Genomic DNA, 18,415 nt, shown 5'->3' on the forward strand with positions numbered 1-18,415 from the left:
GATCGAGCATGGTCAGCCCCCTGGAAACGCACCGCCGGGATACATATATGCAATTCAGTATTAAACGATTGAAGGAGGATTCGATGTCGAGCCTGTTTCCCGGTCTGTCCGAACTCGGGGTGGTCACCGTGAACCGGGTTGTCCTCAGGCCGCAATACGACGTCGATGAGTTGCAGGAACGCGTGGCCTTGCTGTGCGAGAACGTCAAGACCTACCATTCCGGGACGGGCTTCATCGGCGGCATGGTGGTGCTGAACAGCGGCGAGGTTTCCAACGAAGGCTCGACGGTCGGCCAAGCGGTGGAAAGTCCGCTCAAGGACCGGGAGGCGCTGATCATCACCTTCTGGCGTAGCTTCGAGGAGCACGAGGCCTCCCACCGCAGCGCGACCTTCCAGCCCCTGTTCCGAAGAGTCTTGGATCTTTGCGAAAACGGCAACGAGGAAACGGCCTATACGTTGCTGTGGTCTGGCAAGGCCTATTCGGCCAAGGACGCGGAAGCGGCCCAATTGGCGAAACGGGCCTTCGGCCATGCGGCGTAGCGGCGATCAGCTACCCATCTGCTTGACCGACGAGGCCTCGGCCCTGGTCAGGCCGTAGACGCCGCGGTGGCCCTGGAGGGGCTTGAACTTTTCCGAAATGCCGAGCACCGTCTCGGCACCCCCCAGAAATAGCAGGCCGTCGTCGGGCATCTGGTCGGCGATCTGGTCGAGCACGCGCTTCTTGGTCGGCTGGTCGAAATAGATCAGCACGTTGCGGCAAAACACGACGTCGAACTGGCCCAAGGCCTTCAGGTTATCCAGAAGGTTATATTCCCGATACTGGACCATGTTGCGCAGGTCCTCGTTGGCCTGCCACATGTCGTCCTTCTTCTTGAAGTACTTGACCAGCATCTGGATCGGCAGGCCGCGTTGCACCTCGAATTGGGAATAGAGCCCGGCCCGGGCCTTCGTCAGCATTTCGGTCGAGATGTCGGTGCCCAGGATCTCGTGGCGCCAGCCGGCCAGCTTGGCCGCTTCCTCCTTGAGGATCATGGCCAGGGTATAAGGTTCCTGGCCGCTGGACGCCGCCGAACACCAAATCCTGAATTGCCTCCTGGTGGCCCGCGACTGGATCAGGTGCGGCAGCACATTCTGGCGAAACAGATCGAACGGCTTGATGTCGCGGAAAAAGAACGACTCGTTGGTCGTCATCGCTTCCGTGACTTCCTTGAGCAGGGCCTCCTCCGGACGGGTTCGCATGGCCAGGACCAGATCGTCCAGGCCCTTCATGCCCCGCTTGCGCGCCACCGGCATCAGCCGGCTTTCCAGCAAGTAGGCCTTGTCCTTGGTGAGGACGAGACCGGAACGGTCCTTGACCAACTTGCTGACGAAATCGAAATCCTCGGGCTTCATCACAGGCCCCTACTGGCAAACTTGGTTATATAGGATCCCAATTCCCGCAACGGCAGTACCGCGCTGCAGATCCCCGACATGGCTGCCGCTCCGGGCATGCCCCAAACGACGCTGGAGCCTTCGTCCTGTGCCACCACGGTGCCGCCGGAATCCACGACGACCTTGCCGCCCCTGGCCCCGTCCGAGCCCATGCCGGTCAGGATCACGGCCAGCACCCGGTCGCCGTAGGCCTTCGATACGCTGCGGAACATCGGATCGACCGCCGGGCGACAGAAGTTTTCCGGGGCTTCCTTGTTGAGGCGGATCACCTTCTGGACACCCTTGGTCTCGACGAGCATGTGGAAATCGCCCGGAGCCAGAAAAATCTGGCCAGCGGTAATGACGTCGCCTTCCTGGGCTTCCTTGCAGGGCCAACCGGTCATTCGGTTGATATGGTCGGCCAGGATGGTGGTGAAGGTCGGCGGCATGTGCTGCGTGATGACGATGGGCAGCTTGAGCTGTCCCGCGTGCAGGTCCTTCAGCAGGGCGAACAGAGCCTGCGGCCCGCCGGTAGAACTGCCGATGGCGAGAATGTCGGGTTTCGACCTGCCGGGCTGACGCAGGGTCACCGGCCCGTGGGGCATGGCCGACGGCTTAGGTGTCGCCGGCCGGGCCATCGGCGCCGGAGCCGGGCGCTGCAATCCGGCCCGGGCGGCCGGGCGCTGGTGGCGTCGGATGTTGCCCAGCGTCTTGACCTTGTCCGTCAGGTCGCGCTTGAACTCGTCGCCGGCCGAAAGGTCGCGGGCCGAAGAGGGCTTGGGAACGTAGTCGGCGGCCCCGGCCTGCAGGGCGCGGATGCTGATCTCAGCATTCCGTAGCGTCAAGGTCGAGGCCATGATGACCTTGATCGACGGATCGATCTGCAGAAGCTTGGGCAGTGCGGTCAGGCCATCCATGACCGGCATTTCGATATCGAGGACCACCACGTCGACATCGGTCCGTTGCAGATTGCTGACGGCAAGCTGACCGTTCCCGACCGACGCCACCACATGGAGGGCCGGGTCGGATTCCAGCATCCGTACAATCAAGCCTCGCACGACGGCAGAATCGTCCACCACCATGACATTGATCTTGTCGGAGGTGGAATCCGCCGTCTGGCGCGCGGCACCGTTGTCGCCGGTGATCGACACGAGATCCCCCGTGGGCGGTTACAGCAGTCCGACCTGCGAAAATTTTGCCTGGATGATTTCGCTGTCGAATGGCTTCATGATGTATTCGTTGGCCCCGGCTTCGATGGCCTCCTGGATATGCTCGATATCGTTTTCCGTTGTACAGAAAACGACGATCGGGTGATCCCCGCCAGGCAGGCGGCGCAACTCGCGCAGGAATTCGATGCCGCTCATCACCGGCATGTTCCAGTCGAGCAACACGGCGTCCGGCATCTTGCCCTTGCAGGATTCAAGGGCATCTCTGCCGTCCGCAGCCTCTGCGGTCTCGAATTCGAGCTCCTGGAGAATCTTCCGAGCTACCATCCGAATGACCTTGGAGTCGTCAACGATTAGACAGGACTTCATGCCACCCTTCATTCTCTCAAGTTGTTTCCGATCCGTCATCTTGCGACGACGGATCAACGAAATCGGAATTCCCGCCCCGCGTCAAGCGGTTCTGACGGAAGCCCCCCAAGGCCCCTTCCTATTGCGCGTGGCGCGCAAGGGAAAGGGTTTGAGACAAGGTGCTGACCAGGGCATCGCGATCGAACTTGGCCACGTAGTCGTTGAAGCCGACCGCGCGTCCCCGTTCGAAGTCCTTTTCTGTCGCATGCGACGAGAGCGCGACCATCGGCAGCTTGCCCCATCGCGAATCCCCACGCACGTTCGCCGCGAACTCGAAGCCGTTCATTCCCGGCATCTCGATGTCGCTGACGATGGCATCGAACTCGTAGCCTTGCTCCCGCAGCTTCAGCGCGTCGTCGGCGCTTTCCACCGAGGTGACGGAATAGCCCGCGACCGACAGTAGCGGCGTGAGCAGATTGCGGAAGAAGGGACTGTCGTCGACCAGAAGCACCCGTGTCCGGTTGCCCGACGGCCCATCGAAGGACTCCTTCTGATGGGCGCTGCCGAACCAGTCGGCGAAGGCTTGGGTCAGGTAGTGGCCAGCGTCGATGACGTCCGTCGCCTTGCTATTGATGATGGCGCTTCCGATCAGGCCCGCTTGGTCGGAAGAAAGCTCGATCTTCAGGCGATCTTCGACGATGTCGACGATTTCTTCCACCACCAAACCCATGGACCGCTCGCCTTCGGTGAAGACCAGGATCGGCTGGCGCCCCTCGGTGCGCCACTTATGGCCGGGATTGAAGGGAACCAGCGGCATGAGGTGGCCGCGATACTGGACCACGAACTGCCCACGGGAGCTTTCGACGGTCGCCATCTCGATTTCCTCGAGACGGGCCACCAGAGCCAGGGGGACGGCCTTGAGCTCCTCGCCGCCGGCGCGGAAGATGAGCAGGGTCGTCTTTTCCTCGTCGTGGGACATCGCTTCCACCGCGGCGGTTTCGCTGGCTCCACCCATGCCCTGGCCGGTGGCCGAGACGATGCCGTTGGGGTCAAGGATCATGATTACGCTGCCGTCGCCCAGAATGGTGTTCCCCGAATAGAAGGGGATATCGCGCAAGATCGGCGCCACCGGCTTGACCACGATTTCCTCGGTGTCGAACACCCGATCGACGATGATGCCGAAGGAATAGGTGCCCACCTGCGCGACCACGATGAACAACTCGTCGTCGGAAGAGTCGTCGACACGGCTGAGCTTCAACAGATCACGCAGATGCACCAGGGGGAGCAAGCGGTTGCGCAGGCGAAGCACCGGCGATTCGTTGATCATCTCGATGGCGTTCTCGGATTCGGCCGAAGCGCGCACCAGTTCCAGAACACTGATCTGCGGAATGGCGAAACGCTCCTTGCCGCACTCGACGATCAGGGCGGAAACGATGGCCAACGTCAGCGGAATCTTGATGGTGAAGGTGGAACCCTTGCTGGGAACCGACTTCAGTTCGATGGTGCCGCCGATCTTCTCGATGTTGGTCCGGACCACGTCCATGCCGACGCCACGGCCCGACACGCTGGTCACCTTCTCGGCGGTGGAGAAGCCGGCCTTGAAGATGAACTGGTAGATCTGCTGGTCGGCCATGCCTTCCAGTTCGGCGGCGGTGGCCAGCTTGTTCTCGATGGCTTTCTTCTTGATGCGATCCAGGTTGAGGCCGCGGCCGTCGTCCTTGATCTCGATGATGATATGGCCGCCTTCGTGGTAGGCGTTCAGGGTGATGGTCCCGACCTTGGTCTTGCCGGCCGCCTCGCGCAGGTCGGGCGTCTCCAGGCCGTGGTCGGCCGAATTGCGCACCATGTGGGTCAGCGGGTCCTTGATCAACTCCAGAACCTGGCGATCCAACTCGGTTTCCGCGCCCAGCATCTGCAGTTCGATCTTCTTGCCGGTTTCCAGAGACAAATCGCGGACGATACGCGGCAGTTTGGCCCAGGCATTGCCGATGGGCTGCATGCGGGTCTTCATCACCCCTTCCTGCAGGTCGGTCGTGATGTGCGACAGGCGCTGCAGGGGCACGGTGAATTCGCTGTCGTCGTGGCCGCGCACCATCTGGAGCAACTGGTTGCGGGTCAGCACCAGTTCGCTGACCAGGGTCATCAGGTTTTCCAGCAATTCCACGTTGACGCGGATGGACTGGGCCGCCACCGAGGATTCCTTCGGCTCGGACGCGGCCTTGCCCCCCTCGCTCCGTGCTGCGGGAAGCTTGGCGGCAGGGACCGGAGCCAGGGCCACACCCGCTTCGTCCGCGTCGTCATCCGCCGCGGCTGCGGCGGAAACCGGGGCCGGGGCTTCTTCCGTGGCCACCTCGGCGGCCGCCTCGGCCGCGATCTCGGCATCGGTCGCGGCGCGCTTCCCGGCCGCCATGGCGGCCTCGACCTCGGCCAGCAGATCTGCCGCCACCGGGGCGCCAAATTCGTTGACCGGGGCTCCGCCGGAAGCGGGAGACGGCGCGGGGGCCGGGGCCGGGGCGGCCTTCGGCGCTGCCTTCGGTGCGGCCTTCGGCGCAGCGGGCCCAAGCGCCACGAGCTTGCCTTCGGCCATGGCGTTGAGCGCGGCGATCAATTCCTTGTCGTTTCCTGCCGGCTCCTTCCCGGTCTCCTCAAGGTCCGACAGCAGGCCCTTGATGGTGTCGATGGACCGCAGGATCAGGGTCACGGCATCGGGGGTGACCTCCAGCTCGCCATCGCGGAACTTGCCCAGGACGTTCTCACCGGCATGAGCCACCGATTCCAGGCGCGGCAGGCCAAGGAAGCCGCAGGTGCCCTTGATGGTGTGAACCAGGCGGAAAATGTTCTGGAGTATCTCGCCGTCGTTGGGATTCTGCTCGAACTTGACCAGTTCGAGATCGATCACCGAGAGACTTTCCGAAGTCTCGGTCAGGAATTCGTTCAACAAGTCGTCCATTGCCAGCTTCCCACCTGTTGCGCGACCCATTACGGACGGCGCTTGAGTCCCTCCGGGCGTTTCCGCTTCCGGGCCGGACCGCTGCAGGTTCCCAAAGTTCGCTCGACAATGGCCCGAGGCAAGGCGATCCAGCCTTCTCCGGTCAATACATAGCACAGGAGAACGGCGGGCGTCTCCCCCAATTCACGCGTTAACCACGTTCGCCGGGCAGCAGGACGGCCAGGCGGACCTCGCCCGGAACGTCCTCCAGGACCTCGATTCCCGCTCCCATATCCTCGGCCAGGCAGGCCGCGTAATGGCCGTGGACGTTGCGGGCGGTCAGGGCATCGCCGGAAACCTGGGACACCAGGACTTCCCGAACGTCGGCCCGGAAACGGGCGCCGGGGCCGGCGGCCACCAGGGCGACGCCCAGGCCGTCGGGCAGGTTGGCCACGTGGATGGCCAAGCGCCCGCCGCGCGGCAGGCATTCGGAACCCAGCAGAGCCAAGTTAAGCAGCAGCTTGGCCGCTGCGGGACCGAGCGACGCTTCCGCCTCGTCCGGCCAATCGAGGGCGATATTGCCGCCCGACAGGAAATCGGCGGTCAGCTTGCGGGCCTCGGCCAGGGTAGCGCCTGAAGCGGCGCCGCCGCCCAGGCCGAAAGCGCTCCGGAGGAAGGCCAGGCGCTTGGCGATTTCGCCGGAACTGCGTTTGACCAACTCCAGGGCCCCGTCGGCCCCGTCGGCCCCATAGGGCCCGGAAGCCTCGGCGAGCAGCTCCAGCCCGGCCCCAATGGCGCCCACCGGTCCGACCAAGTCGTGGCAGAGCCGTGAACACAACAGTTGTGCCGCCCTTATGTCGACCAGCATGCCCAAACACCCCCAATTCCGCCTGGGGTTGCACAATAGCGCCGGAACCGCATCAACGCCAGATGCCACGCGTGTCGATCACCGCCTTGCCGGCCAGACGGCCGGGCTCGATTCGCCGGAAAGCCTGATGATCGACCAGCAGTACCACCACGTCGGCCGTCGCCAGCGCTTCCTCCAGGGAGGCGAGCCGCAAGTCGGCCCGGCCGGCGAGGTCGCTGGGCAATTCGTCCACATGAGGTTCGACGACCAGCAACGTCCCGGCCTTGCGTTCGGCTAGCAGGCGCACGATGTCGACCGCCGGACTTTCCCGCAGATCGTCGATGTCGGCTTTGTAGGCCAGACCCAGGCAGGCGATCCTGCAATCCGCTCGTCGGCCCGCCGCGGCCAGGACCCGGTCGGCGACGAAACGGGGCTTGCCGTCATTGACCTGCCGGGCGGCCTGGATCAGCGGCGTGCGGTCGGGCGCCGAATCGACGATGAACCAGGGATCGACGGCGATGCAGTGGCCGCCGACTCCGGGCCCCGGTTTCAGGATGTCGACCCGCGGGTGGTGGTTGGCCAGTTCGACCACTTTCCAGACGTCGATGTCGAGCCGGTCGCAGACCAGGGATAATTCGTTGGCGAAGGCGATGTTGACGTCGCGATAGGCGTTTTCCGCCAGCTTGACCAGTTCGGCCGTGCGGGCGGTGGTCAGCAGACATTTGCCCGACACCGCGAGAGCATAGAGAGCGGCGGTCCGCTCGGCGCAGCGGGGGCTCATGCCGCCGACCACCCGGTCGTTGGTCACCAACTCCAGCAGCACCCGGCCGGGCAGGACCCGTTCGGGGCTGTGGGCGACCTGGATGTCCGCCGCAGTGCCCGCCGTATCGGGCAGGCTCAGGTCGGGCCGACGCTCGGCCAGCCAGCGGCAGATGGCCTCGGTGGTTCCCACCGGCGACGTGGACTCGAGCACCACCAGATCGCCCTTCTTCAGAACCGGGGCGAGCGAGACCGTGGCAGCCTCGACATAGCTGATGTCCGGCTTGTGGCCGGCGGCGAAGGGCGTGGGAACGGCGATGACGAAGGCATCGGCCGGTTCGGGGGACGTCGTGGCGCGCAGGGTTCCGGCGGTCACGGCGGCGTGGACCATGATGTCCAGGTCCGGTTCGACGATATGGATGCGGCCGTTGTTGATCAGGTCCACCGCCTGGCGGTTGACGTCCACGCCGACCACCTGGACGCCGCGGCTGGCGAAGACGGCCGCTGTGGGCAGTCCGACGTAGCCGAGGCCGATCACGCAGATCTTCTCAAAGGCTGGCTTCACGCAGGATCTCCTTGACGATGCGTTCGGCCGCGCGGCCGTCGCCGTAGGGGTTGTGGGCCCGACCCATGGCGTCGTAGGCGGTCCGGTCGTCGAGCAGCCGGACGCTTTCGGCGACGATGGCCGCACTGTCCGTTCCCACCAGGCGGACGGTGCCGGCCTCCACCGCCTCCGGCCTTTCGGTCACTTCGCGCATGACCAATACCGGTTTGCCGAGCGATGGGGCTTCCTCCTGGATTCCCCCGGAGTCCGTGACGATGAGGTGGGCCCGCTCCATGAGATAGACGAAAGGCAGGTAGTCCAACGGCTCCAGAAGATGGATGTTGGGATGTTTGTGCAGGATGCGCTCCACCGGCTCGCGGACGTTGGGATTGAGGTGGACGGGATAGACGATCTGGATGTCCGGGCGTTCCGCCAGGCAGGCCAGGGCCTTGCAAATGCGCTCGAAGCCTTCGCCGAAATTCTCGCGCCGGTGTCCGGTCACCAGGACCAGGCGCCGGTCGGAATTCAGGAAGGGAAACAGGCCTTCCAGCCGGTCGCGCAAATGGCGGTCGTCGCGCAGCATGCCCACCACATGCTGCAAGGCGTCGATGACCGTGTTGCCGGTCACCAGGATGCGGTCGGCCGGTCGGTTTTCCGCCCGCAGGTTTTCCGCCGCCCTCTCGGTGGGGGCGAAATAAAGATCGGCGATGGAATCCGCCAGGCGACGGTTCATTTCCTCGGGCCAGGGGGCATGGACGTTGCCGGTGCGCAATCCGGCTTCCACATGGCCGACCGGAACCTTTTGGTAGAAGGAGGCCAGGGCGGCGGCGAAGGTGGTGGTCGTGTCGCCGTGCACCAGCACGCGGTCGGGCCGGAACTGGGCGAGGACCTTTTCCATGCCGGTCAGCACGGCGGTGGTGATATGGCCGAGCCCCTGGTTGGCCTGCATGATGTCCAGGTCGTAGTCGGGGCGGATGCCGAACAGGGTCAGGACCTGATCCAGCATGCCCCGGTGCTGGCCGGTGACGCAAACCGCGGCATCGATTCCCGGCGTCCGGGCGAGGGCCAGCACGACGGGGGCCATCTTGATGGCCTCGGGCCGCGTTCCGAAAACGGTAAGCACGCGCATGGGCGGGAATCCCGACCGTGAAGGGTGGCGAAGGGATATCGCGGACCTTCGGTTTCCGCAAGGATTGCCTTGCCTTGATTCGGCAACCGCCTATAGGCTAGCGGCGTCAGGGGAGGCTTCCGATGCCGTTGCGCCCGTTTTTCCTCGCGCTGCTTGGACTGGGATGGACGCTTGCCGTCGCGGGGGGCGGAGCGGCGGCGGCTGCCGATCTCGCTTCCTACAAGGCGTCCTATACGGTGAAGACCGCGACCATTCGCAAGGGCAGTCCCTTCGTCGCGGTGACCGGGGCCATGACCTATGCCACCGAGAAGGCCTGCGACGGCTGGGTCACCCACCAGGAAATGACCCTGTCGATGGCGGCCGTGGACGGGAGCGTCGTCCAGCAGGACTTCTCCCTGTCCAGTTGGGAGTCCTTCGACGGCGGCCGCTACCGCTTCGTGGTGCGCAGCCGCGTCGACGACGAAGAGGAAACCTTTCGTGGCCGTGCCCTGCTGAGCGGCCCCGCCGGTGGCGGCGAGGCCATCTACTCGGAGCCGGAAAACCATACCTTCCCGTTGCCGGCCAACACCCTTTTCCCCATGCGCCAGACCGCCATGATCATCGATCGGGCGGGCAAGGAGCGCGGCCATGTGCCGCACGTCACCTTCGACGGCACCGACGGCGGCGGCGTGCACGAGGCCGTGGTTTATATCGGCCAGCGCATCGAGGCTCTTCCCGAGGTGGCGGACCCGCTGCTCGCCCGGCCGGGATGGCTCGTGCGCCTCTCTTATTATTCTCCGGACGAACCGGCCCTGGCGCCGGAATACGAGGTGGAGGCGCTGCAACTCGACAACGGTCTCGCCCCGCGCCTGATCTTGGACTATCAAGATTTTTCGGCGCAGATGATTCTGGAAAAGCTGGAGCCTTTGCCCGAACCGCATTGCTGATGGAGCGCGTGAGCATGGGGAGCGTTCGTTTGGCCCTTGCGGCCATGGGGGTGGCTTGCTTGGCCAGTGGATCGACCGCGGCCGGAGAAGCCGGATTCGTCGGCATGCAGATCCAGGGCAGTTCGGCGCCCGTCGCACAGGCCCTGGGCTTACCTCAGCCCAAGGGGGTCCTGGTGCGCGACGTGGCCCTGGGGGGGCCGGCCGCCGAAGCCGGCTTTCGCCGCGGCGACCTGATTCTCCGCTTCGACAATCGCGAGGTTTCCACCTTTGAAGGGCTCCTGGCCCTGGTCAGGGAAACCCGGGTTGGCGTCCAGGTTCCGGTAACGGTCCTGCGGGGCGGGCAGACCGTCGACCTGACCTTGAGGACCGGCGAATGGCCGGCCGCCTGGAAGGTTGTCCAGAACGCCGTTGCGACCTTGCCCCACATGGGGGTGACGCTGGCGTCCCTTACGCAGAAGACCCGCGAGGCCTTCGAACTCCGCTGGGGAACGACGGGCGTGGTGGTCTCCCTGCTGGACCCCGACAAAGAAGGGGCCAAGGTACTGCGGCGCGGCGAGGTCGTCTTGCAGGTCAATCAGGAAGACGTCTGGTTGCCCGAGCAGGTCCTGGCCCAGGTGGAAAAGGCAAAGGCCGCCGGCCGCCCGAACCTTCTGATCCTGGTCGAGGGGCGCGACGGCTTCCGCTATTCGCTGCTTCCCGTCAAGTAGCCTATTCCGGCATGCCGGGGGGATCGGGGTCTTCGTCCCAGCCGTCTTCCGGCTTGGGGAAGCGGGCCATCCACTCCTCGAGCATCACCACGTGGCCGGCTTCCTCCTCGGCGAATTCCGCCGCCATGCCCTTGACTTCGGCGTTGCCGGTCGCGGCAGCCACCGAGGCATAGAAATCGTGCGCCCCCATTTCCGCCCGATGGGCCAAACGCAGGGCCTGGTATGGGTTCATCAGATAATGGGCATCGGTCATCGAGGCCGCTTCCGGCGCCGTGCCGTTCCGCCACTTGAGATTCCATGGGGCGATCCGGGGAATTCGCAGGCCCCGCGACCGTTCCTCGATCTCCGCGGCATGCTTCAGCGAATAGGTCTGGAGTTGCCGGAACAGGCCGGCGACCTCGAGGTTGTTGTGGACCTCCATGGCATCGCCCATCTCGGCGTAGCCGGCGGCAGCCTCTTCCTCCAGCACCTTGCCGTGGGCCAGTAGTTCCTCGATGGTCTCGATGGCCGGCACCGCCGGCCGGTCCTTGTCGTGCGTCATAGTGCTTCTCCCCATCTGTCGCGCCCGTTGGCCGGGTCTTCGGTGCGTCCTGCGGCCGGTCCGTTGATCGGCCTTCGGTCCAGACTAGCAAAATTCGGGAAACGCCGCGATCACTTCTTCCGGGTGGAGGCCACCGCGTCCTGGAGAACGGGTTTGGGCAGGGCGCCCGGAATCACGGCATTGCCGATGACGAAGGTCGGGGTGCCGGTGATTCCCAATTCCTTGCCCAGGGCACGGGTCTTCGCGATGGCCTTGTCGACCGCGGGGTCTTCCATGGCCTTCCGCAGCTTCGCGACGTCGATTCCCGACTCGCCGGCGGTGGCGAAGATTCTTTCCTCGGTCAAGGGCCCCTTGGCCGACATCAGCGCCGTATGGAAAGCCAGGTACTTGCCCTTTTCCATGCGCGAAGCGGCGATGGCCGCCCTGGCCGCGACCAGGGATGCGGGGCCGAGTACGGGGTATTCCTTGAAGACCAGGCGAATCTTCGGGTCTTCCTTCAGATAGTCCTGCAGCATGGCGACCACGCGCTTACAGTAGCCGCAGTTGTAGTCGAAGAACTCGACGATGGTCACGTCGCCCTTGGGGTTGCCGGCTTCCGGAGAATCGGGGTCGTTCTCCAGATCGGACCGGCGTTCCACCACTGCCTTCTTGACCCGCTCCTCTTCTTCGGCCTCCTGCTTGGCCTTGAAGGTCTCCACCGCCTCGATGATGATCTCGGGGTTCTCCATCAGGTACTTGCGGACGATCTCGCGGACCGCCTTTTCCTGAGCCGGGTTGAAAGCCGGATCGGCGGCCGGGGCTGGCTGCGCCGCGGCCAGGATCAGCAGGGCGCCAAGGGCGCCAAGGACGCGAGAAATCGACATCGACAAATCTCCGGATGAACAAGGGCGCGGCATCATGCTCCATGCCCTCTTGCCGCGCAAGCCGTCAGCGCGACAAGCCAATGCCCGAAAAGCGGACGGACCCGGCCGGTTGTCCCTCCGCTGCCCCGAAGCCGATGAAGGCGACGTGAACATCGTTGCGATCGTCGCCCGGCCACGCCCGCGCATGAAGGACCTGCAGATCGACGGTCTCCCGCCACCAGATGCCGGCCTGCTCCCGCCCGCCACGGGCGGTATAGCGCGCCGAACCGTCTCTCTCCGCGACCTGGAGGGACCCGCGCTGCAACGCCGATCCTCCCCAAGAAATGACGAGCAGCCGGTCGTGGTCCGGAAGATCGCCGCCGGACCAGGGCCCACCGCGCAAACTTCCACCGTTCCGCCCTCCCCGGAATCCGACCAGCAAATGGACCGCATGGCCCTGGAGACCGTGGGGTTCGGCGTTCCAGGCCCAAGTCAGGTAGGGGGAGGCGGGCAAAATGGCCTTGATTGGCCGCACGATGGCAAAGCCGTCGTCGCCGTTGGTGACGCGCAAGGCGGAAAAGCCGTCGAAGTCGGATCGGGACACTCCCTTTGCCGTCGGGCCCTGGCGTCGCCAACTCTCGCCCGGTGCGGCAAGGACGTCCCAGGGATCGGTACCCAGGATGGAGATGGAGCCTTCGGGCCCCACGGCCATGCGTTCGGTCTGGCAGGCCCCAGCCAAGGCCAGAACGGCCGTGGCGATGGCGGCAAGCCGCGGCATCAGCGGTCCTTGGCCTTGGCCTTCTCGTCGGCGGCCTGGAGGACGTCCTGGGCCTGCAGCCAAGCGCGCGAGCCATGGGGCAGGAGCTTCTCCGCCTTGACCGCCTGGAACTTCGCGATGTCCGGCTTGTTCTGCAACAAGGCTTCTTCGCCCAGGGCCAGGGCGCTCATGCCCTCGTCACCCTTGCGGCCATAGGCGATGGCGAGGCGGCGCCAATTGGAAGGATCGTCCTTGTCGAAGGACAGGGCCATCTGCAGATTGGCGATAGCCTCGTCCAACTGCTTGGGATCTTCGAGTTCCAGTTGCACCTTGGCCAAGTCGGCCCGCAGCAGGGGCGAGGACGGCATCAACTTGACCGCCATCCGGTAGGGGGCGAGCGACTCGGCGACCTGGCCCTTCTCGAACAGCATCTGGCCCTTCAACTCGTGGAAATAGGGGTCGCCGGGATTCTCGGCGATCAGCCCGTCGATCATCTGGTGGGCCTTGTCGAGTTCCAGCTTGCGATAATAGGCCACGGTGCGGGCGTAGCGGGATTCCAGGCTGTTGTCCGTTTCCTTGTACAGCCGAAGGGCGGTTCCCGGCGTTTCCATGAAGGCGACCAGCTTGGCCCGCATGCGGCGGTGCCGGACATCGAAATCCTTGGGGAAGGCGGCCTTGGTGAAGGGGGATTTCTGAATGTGCTCGGCGACCCGGTCGATGCGCTCGCGGGTCAGCGGGTGGGTCCGCATGTAGGGGTCCTGGCGATCCGTGCTCAGGAGGTCCTGGCCCTCCAGGACCCTGAAGAACTCCTGCAGTCCCACCGCCGACCATCCGTTGTCGTCGAGGAACTTCATGCCGGCGTGGTCGGCCGAGGATTCCTGGGTGCGGCTATACTGGAAAAAGGACCGCATGCCAGCCGACTGCCCTCCCAGGATGGCAGCGCCCACACCATCTCCATGTCCGGCGCCCGCCGCCGCGATGCCGCCCAGGATCATGGCGACGATCTGGGTCGCGGTGGCGTTGGCCACGGCCTCGCGGGTGCGTACCAGATGACCGCCGGCGATATGGCCGGTTTCGTGGGCGATGACGCCGATCAACTGTCCCGGATGTTCGGTGCGGATGATGAGGCCCGTGTTGACGAACAGCCTCTGTCCGCCCGCCACGAAGGCATTGAGGGCGCGATCGTTGACCAAGTAGATATGGACCGCCGAGGGTTCGAGGCCCGCCGCCAGGAAGAGTGGCGAAGCGAAGACGCGGATGGTATCCTCGATTTCAGCGTCGCGGATAAAGGAGATGCGCGACGCCTCGGCGGGACGCACCCAAGCCGACGCCAAGAGAGCAAGCATCGCCGCGAATCGAAAAAGGGGTCGAAGATTTGCCATGAGGCATCAGGTTAGTTTCCAATGCGGGTTCCGTCAATCCGTAGCGCTGCTGGCCTTTTTCGGCCTGACGGCCTGCGGCTCCACCGATGAGGCCAAGCGGGGCATGATCGGTTATGTCGAGGGCTTCCTTGGGGGGGTCGTCGCCGACGAACCGCAGGCCGCCCTGATCGGGCGCGATATCCTGTCGGCCGGTGGATCGGCGGCCGATGCGGCGGTGGCGACCTATTTCGCCTTGTCCGTGACCTTGCCATCGGCGGCCAGCCTGGGCGGTGGCGGCGTCTGTGTCGTCCATGACGGACGGGAAGCGACGCGCAAGAAGATGCGCAAGACCCTGGACATGAAGCTCGACACCACGGAAGTCCTGGAGTTCCTCCCTTCATCGCCCGCCACCCTTTCCGCCCGCGCCAGCCGGCCTTCCGCGATTCCAGGAAACCCCCGTGGTTTCTATACTTTGCATGCGAAGTATGGTCGCCTGCCCTGGGCGCAGCTCGTCGGACCGGCGGAGCAGTTGGCCCGCTTCGGATTCCAGGTTCCCCGCACCCTGGCGCGCGAAATCGCCGCGGTTGCGCCGGCGCTGCTGGAGGACCCGGAAGCGCGACGCATCTTTGGCCGCAAGGATGGCGGCAGCCTTGCGGAACGGGATTTCCTGACCCAGGTCGATCTGGCGGGGACGCTTGGTACGCTCCGATCCAAAGGGCCCGGCGCTTTCTACAACGGCCCTCTGGCGAAGCAGGTGGCGGACGCGGCCACCGCCGCCGGCGGGACCCTTACCATCGACGATCTGCGAACCTACACGCCGCAATGGCAAGAGACCGTCAAAGTTCCATTCGGCAACCTCGTCGCTCACTTTTCGCCTCCGCCCGCTTCGGCGGGGACGGCGCTCGGGCAGATCTGGTCCGTCCTTCTCAAGCGGGACGAATTCGCGGGTGCCGACGAAGCGGGCCGGCACCACGAAGTGGCGGAGATTGCCATGCGGGTAATGGCGGACCGGGGGCGCTGGATGGGCGTGGCCGGCGATTCGTCGGATACCGTCAGCCAACTGATGTCTCCGGCCCGCCTCCAGGCTTTGGGGGAAGGCATCCGCCGCGAAGCCCATACCGCGGCCGCCAGCCTGCCGACGCCACCGGTCGAGCGGCCGGAAAATCCCGCCGCCTCGGGCTTCGTGGTCGTCGACAGCGACGGCTCGGCGGTGGCGTGCACGGTGACCTTGAACAACCTGTTCGGAACCGGCCGGGTGGCCCGAGGGACCGGTATCGTCCTGGCCGCGGCGCCCGATACCGGGGGGCGGGGCTATTCCGCTCTCACGCCGATGCTGGCCATCAACCACCACGTCAACCAGTTCCACTGGGGGGCGACTGCCACGGGTGGAGCCTCGGCGCCGGCCGTCCTGGCCGGCGTGGCGGCCCGGACCCTGCTGGGCAAGGAGGATCTGGAGCGGGCCGTGGCCACACCCCGGAGCTATCATGGCGGGGCCTCGGACGTGCTGTACCACGAACCGACCCTCCCGGCGGCTGTCCAGCAGCAACTGGCGGCCCGCGGTCACCGGTTGGCGCCGACCCCGGTTCTGGGGTTGGTCAACGCCATTTCCTGTTCCGAAGGCTTGCCCGACGTTCCCAAGAGTTGTTCCGCCCGGCAGGACCCCCGGGGTTTCGGCTTGGCCTCCAGCGCCGACGAACAGAGACGATGACTCTCAAGGCTTCGGGACGGGGGGCCATCGCGCCCTTCATCGTCATGGACGTGATGCGGGCCGCCAACCGGCGGGCCGCAGAAGGGGGGGACGTCCTTCATCTCGAGGTCGGCCAGCCCGCCGCCCTACCGCCCAGGCCTGTCCTCGATGCCGCCCAGGCCGCCATCGACGGGGAGCGTCTGGGCTATACGGAAGCTTTCGGCCTGCCGGCCCTGCGGCAACGGATCGCCGGCTATTACCGGGATCGATACGGCGTCGATGTCGATCCTCGCCGCATCGTCGCCACCACTGGGTCGTCGGGGGGATTCATCCTCGCTTTCCTCGCCGCTTTCGATGCCGGCGACCGGGTGGCCCTGGCCTGTCCCGGCTATCCGGCCTATCGCAATATCCTCAAGGCCCTGGACATGGAGCCGGTCGAGGTCTTCGTCGGGCCGGAAACCAACTTCCAGCCGACGCCCGAACTCCTGGACCGCTTGCCCGGCCGGCTGGACGGGCTGATGGTGGCCAGCCCTTCCAATCCTACCGGGACCATGGTCGGGCACCGTGAGATGCGGGCGCTCGCGGACTATTGCCGGGACCGGGGCATCCGGCTGGTCTCGGACGAAATCTATCACGGCATCACCTATGGCGATCCGGCATGTTCGGCCCTCGCCTTCGACGGCCAGGCCCTGGTGATCAACAGCTTTTCCAAATACTTCTGCATGACCGGCTGGCGCCTGGGCTGGATGGTGGTGCCCGATATGCTGCTGCGTTCCGTGGAATGCCTGGGGCAAAATCTTTTCATCTCGCCCCCCACGCTGTCCCAGCATGCCGCCATCGCTGTCTTCAATTGCCTGGACGAGCTGGATGCCAACGTCGCCGTCTATGCCCGTAACCGGGCGCTGCTGTTGGACCGCCTGCCCGCCGCCGGCCTGACGCGGCTCGCCTCGGCGGACGGGGCCTTCTATATCTATGCCGACGTCTCCCACCTGACCGGCGACACCGACGCCTTCTGCCGTCGCATGCTTCTGGAAACCGGGGTCGCCACCACTCCTGGAATCGACTTCGACCCTCATCGAGGCAACCGTTCGATACGGTTTTGCTTCGCCGGCGCCGAAGCGGATATGGCCGAGGCAGCCCGACGCTTGGCGGCCTGGTCCGGAATTGCCAGGACGCCTGTCCGCAAATAAGATCACGGTCGTGATCCTATATGGCAGGGAGTGGCGATTCGAATTGCTTCTCTTGCCTTCCGCGCCGTACTCTCGAAGAACGTAGGGAAAGCCTGAACCGGGGATATCCATCCCGCCGTTCCGGCTGTCTCTCCTTTCGGCCGGGACAAGGCCAAGGGTAAGCCGTTCGGTACGGTCGAACAAAGGCCGGTCGGGCGTGAGACGGGAAGTAGACCTTCCCGTGGGTTTTTGGCGGTGGAGGGAAGGCGATGGCTGACAAGGTCGAACGTTCGGGCTCGGACCAACAAGAGCAACAAATTCTGGACGACTTGACGGTGCTGTCGGGGGATGGGGGGCGATCCCCGGTCCGGGCAGCGGTCGAACAGGCCGACCTCGGCAATGTCGAGACCGAGAATCTCGCCGATCTCTCCAACATTCACTTCGGTTCCACGACCGCCGACTCGACGATGGCGAGGACGACGGCGGAAGGATCTCTCTTCAATGAAGGCACGCCGCCGCAGTTCGGCGAGGATTCCGTCGTTTCCGCCGGAGGCGGGCAGCAGACCGCGGCAGGCGATGCGCCGCGCAGTCCGGTGGGCGCGGGCGTCGCGGCCGAGGGCGGCCATGGGGCCGGAAATGCGCCGATACTCAACGTCGAACACGATCCCCTACTGACGGCGGACGATGCGGTTCCCCAGGCGGCTTCTCCCGCGGTTGTCGAGACGCCCACCGGTAGCGTTGCCGCCGACGAAGCTCTTCCCATTGCCGGGACGGACCAAGTCCCGCCGGACGATGCCGAAGCCCAGGTCGTCGAGGACGACGCCGCGACTTCCACGGTGGCGCGCGATGTCGCGGCCGAGGCTCCCGAACTCGATGTCCAGGGGGCCAGCGGCGCCGAGGACACGGCGATTGCGTTGGATATCGACGCCGTCCTCACCGATCTTGACGGTTCCGAAAGCCTGAGCGTCACCATTTCCGGGATTCCCGAAGGGGCATCCCTCAGTGCCGGCACGGACAACGGGGACGGGTCCTGGACTCTGACCCCCAACCAGCTCGAAGGCCTGACCATTACGCCGCCCGCCGATTCCAGCGCGGACTTCGATCTGACCATCACGGCGACGTCCCGCGAAAGCGCGAGCGGGGATGAAACTTCCGTCACCCGGACTCTGACCGTGGACGTGGCGGCGGTGGCCGATGCGGCCGAACTTACCGTGGCGGATGCCGCGGGCAGCGAGGATGGCGCCATCGCGCTCGATATCGGCGCTTCCGTCTCCGGGACCGAAGGCGTGGCTTC

Annotated in this window: 17 protein-coding genes; 6 read left to right on the plus strand and 11 right to left on the minus strand. The window is 65.3% G+C overall.

Annotated elements, in window-relative coordinates:
- Positions 1-83 precede the first annotated feature (83 nt).
- Positions 84-539: a ligand-binding protein SH3 gene (locus H7841_10290; GenBank protein MEO5337267.1), complete on the plus strand. Its 456-nt coding sequence runs from the start codon at positions 84-86 to the stop codon at positions 537-539.
- Between the two features lie 6 nt (positions 540-545).
- On the opposite strand, the gene H7841_10295 is transcribed toward H7841_10290, so the two are convergent.
- The 7 genes from H7841_10295 to wecB all read right to left on the minus strand — a co-directional run bounded on the left by H7841_10295 (position 546) and on the right by wecB (position 9,131).
- Positions 546-1,391, minus strand: a complete 846-nt coding sequence (locus tag H7841_10295; protein MEO5337268.1) for a protein-glutamate O-methyltransferase CheR — start codon at positions 1,389-1,391, stop codon at positions 546-548.
- Entirely contained in the window at positions 1,391-2,491 is a 1,101-nt protein-coding gene (locus H7841_10300; GenBank protein ID MEO5337269.1) for a chemotaxis response regulator protein-glutamate methylesterase, read from the minus strand. Before H7841_10300 ends, H7841_10295 begins: the two co-directional genes overlap by 1 nt.
- Positions 2,492-2,578: 87 nt before the next feature.
- Positions 2,579-2,944 (minus strand): response regulator, encoded by a 366-nt coding sequence (locus H7841_10305; protein ID MEO5337270.1) that lies wholly within the window; start codon positions 2,942-2,944, stop codon positions 2,579-2,581.
- Between the two features lie 118 nt (positions 2,945-3,062).
- Positions 3,063-5,873, minus strand: a complete 2,811-nt coding sequence (locus H7841_10310; GenBank protein MEO5337271.1) for a chemotaxis protein CheW — start codon at positions 5,871-5,873, stop codon at positions 3,063-3,065.
- A gap of 190 nt (positions 5,874-6,063) precedes the next feature.
- A complete protein-coding gene (locus H7841_10315) occupies positions 6,064-6,720 on the minus strand; it encodes a histidine phosphotransferase family protein (GenBank protein MEO5337272.1) in 657 nt (218 codons plus the stop codon).
- Positions 6,721-6,772: 52 nt separating this feature from the next.
- Positions 6,773-8,023 (minus strand): UDP-N-acetyl-D-mannosamine dehydrogenase, encoded by a 1,251-nt coding sequence (gene wecC / locus H7841_10320; protein MEO5337273.1) that lies wholly within the window; start codon positions 8,021-8,023, stop codon positions 6,773-6,775.
- Complete coding sequence (wecB, locus tag H7841_10325) at positions 8,007-9,131, minus strand: UDP-N-acetylglucosamine 2-epimerase (non-hydrolyzing) (GenBank protein ID MEO5337274.1); 1,125 nt, start codon at positions 9,129-9,131, stop codon at positions 8,007-8,009. Before wecB ends, wecC begins: the two co-directional genes overlap by 17 nt.
- Before the next feature lie 122 nt (positions 9,132-9,253).
- Between wecB and H7841_10330 the strand changes: the two genes are divergently transcribed.
- Together H7841_10330 and H7841_10335 are read left to right on the plus strand one after the other, a co-directional pair.
- Positions 9,254-10,057 (plus strand): cell envelope integrity EipB family protein, encoded by an 804-nt coding sequence (locus H7841_10330; GenBank protein ID MEO5337275.1) that lies wholly within the window; start codon positions 9,254-9,256, stop codon positions 10,055-10,057.
- 14 nt (positions 10,058-10,071) lie between these two features.
- Positions 10,072-10,764 carry a PDZ domain-containing protein gene (locus tag H7841_10335; protein MEO5337276.1) on the plus strand — a complete coding sequence of 231 codons (693 nt, stop codon included), beginning with the start codon at positions 10,072-10,074 and terminating at the stop codon, positions 10,762-10,764.
- 1 nt (position 10,765) lies between these two features.
- Here the strand turns inward: H7841_10335 and H7841_10340 are convergent, their stop codons facing one another.
- The 4 genes from H7841_10340 to H7841_10355 form a co-directional block, all read right to left on the minus strand.
- A complete protein-coding gene (locus H7841_10340) occupies positions 10,766-11,305 on the minus strand; it encodes a rubrerythrin (protein ID MEO5337277.1) in 540 nt (179 codons plus the stop codon).
- Between the two features lie 110 nt (positions 11,306-11,415).
- The gene (locus H7841_10345) at positions 11,416-12,168 is read right to left on the minus strand and encodes a DsbA family protein (GenBank protein ID MEO5337278.1); all 753 of its coding nucleotides are present in this window, start codon (positions 12,166-12,168) and stop codon (positions 11,416-11,418) included.
- 64 nt (positions 12,169-12,232) lie between these two features.
- Positions 12,233-12,925 (minus strand): hypothetical protein, encoded by a 693-nt coding sequence (locus H7841_10350; GenBank protein MEO5337279.1) that lies wholly within the window; start codon positions 12,923-12,925, stop codon positions 12,233-12,235.
- On the minus strand, positions 12,925-14,238 hold the full coding sequence (locus tag H7841_10355; protein ID MEO5337280.1) for a M48 family metalloprotease: 1,314 nt from the start codon (positions 14,236-14,238) through the stop codon (positions 12,925-12,927). Before H7841_10355 ends, H7841_10350 begins: the two co-directional genes overlap by 1 nt.
- Positions 14,239-14,284: 46 nt before the next feature.
- On the opposite strand from H7841_10355, the gene H7841_10360 reads away from it, so the two are divergent.
- From H7841_10360 to H7841_10370, 3 genes are all read left to right on the plus strand, one after another.
- Complete coding sequence (locus H7841_10360; GenBank protein ID MEO5337281.1) at positions 14,285-15,973, plus strand: gamma-glutamyltransferase family protein; 1,689 nt, start codon at positions 14,285-14,287, stop codon at positions 15,971-15,973.
- Complete coding sequence (locus tag H7841_10365; protein MEO5337282.1) at positions 15,970-17,142, plus strand: pyridoxal phosphate-dependent aminotransferase; 1,173 nt, start codon at positions 15,970-15,972, stop codon at positions 17,140-17,142. Before H7841_10360 ends, H7841_10365 begins: the two co-directional genes overlap by 4 nt.
- 248 nt (positions 17,143-17,390) lie before the next feature.
- On the plus strand, positions 17,391-18,415 hold a 1,025-nt coding region (locus H7841_10370), incomplete at its 3' end, for a hypothetical protein (GenBank protein ID MEO5337283.1).

This window comes from Magnetospirillum sp. WYHS-4 (assembly GCA_039908345.1).
In the GTDB taxonomy this organism is placed as follows: domain Bacteria; phylum Pseudomonadota; class Alphaproteobacteria; order Rhodospirillales; family GLO-3; genus JAMOBD01.

Bases quoted from the DNA above. Each gene is read 5' to 3' on its own strand.
- H7841_10330 (MEO5337275.1), top strand. From the start codon at position 9,254: ATGCCGTTGCGCCCGTTTTTCCTCGCGCTGCTTGGACTGGGATGGACG.
- H7841_10340 (MEO5337277.1), bottom strand. From the start codon at position 11,305: ATGACGCACGACAAGGACCGGCCGGCGGTGCCGGCCATCGAGACCATC.
- H7841_10295 (MEO5337268.1), bottom strand. From the start codon at position 1,391: ATGAAGCCCGAGGATTTCGATTTCGTCAGCAAGTTGGTCAAGGACCGT.
- H7841_10360 (MEO5337281.1), top strand. From the start codon at position 14,285: ATGAGGCATCAGGTTAGTTTCCAATGCGGGTTCCGTCAATCCGTAGCG.
- H7841_10300 (MEO5337269.1), bottom strand. From the start codon at position 2,491: ATGGTGGTGGACGATTCTGCCGTCGTGCGAGGCTTGATTGTACGGATG.
- H7841_10305 (MEO5337270.1), bottom strand. From the start codon at position 2,944: ATGAAGTCCTGTCTAATCGTTGACGACTCCAAGGTCATTCGGATGGTA.
- wecB (MEO5337274.1), bottom strand. From the start codon at position 9,131: ATGCGCGTGCTTACCGTTTTCGGAACGCGGCCCGAGGCCATCAAGATG.
- H7841_10290 (MEO5337267.1), top strand. From the start codon at position 84: ATGTCGAGCCTGTTTCCCGGTCTGTCCGAACTCGGGGTGGTCACCGTG.
- H7841_10315 (MEO5337272.1), bottom strand. From the start codon at position 6,720: ATGCTGGTCGACATAAGGGCGGCACAACTGTTGTGTTCACGGCTCTGC.
- H7841_10365 (MEO5337282.1), top strand. From the start codon at position 15,970: ATGACTCTCAAGGCTTCGGGACGGGGGGCCATCGCGCCCTTCATCGTC.
- H7841_10310 (MEO5337271.1), bottom strand. From the start codon at position 5,873: ATGGACGACTTGTTGAACGAATTCCTGACCGAGACTTCGGAAAGTCTC.
- H7841_10345 (MEO5337278.1), bottom strand. From the start codon at position 12,168: ATGTCGATTTCTCGCGTCCTTGGCGCCCTTGGCGCCCTGCTGATCCTG.
- H7841_10335 (MEO5337276.1), top strand. From the start codon at position 10,072: ATGGGGAGCGTTCGTTTGGCCCTTGCGGCCATGGGGGTGGCTTGCTTG.
- H7841_10350 (MEO5337279.1), bottom strand. From the start codon at position 12,925: ATGCCGCGGCTTGCCGCCATCGCCACGGCCGTTCTGGCCTTGGCTGGG.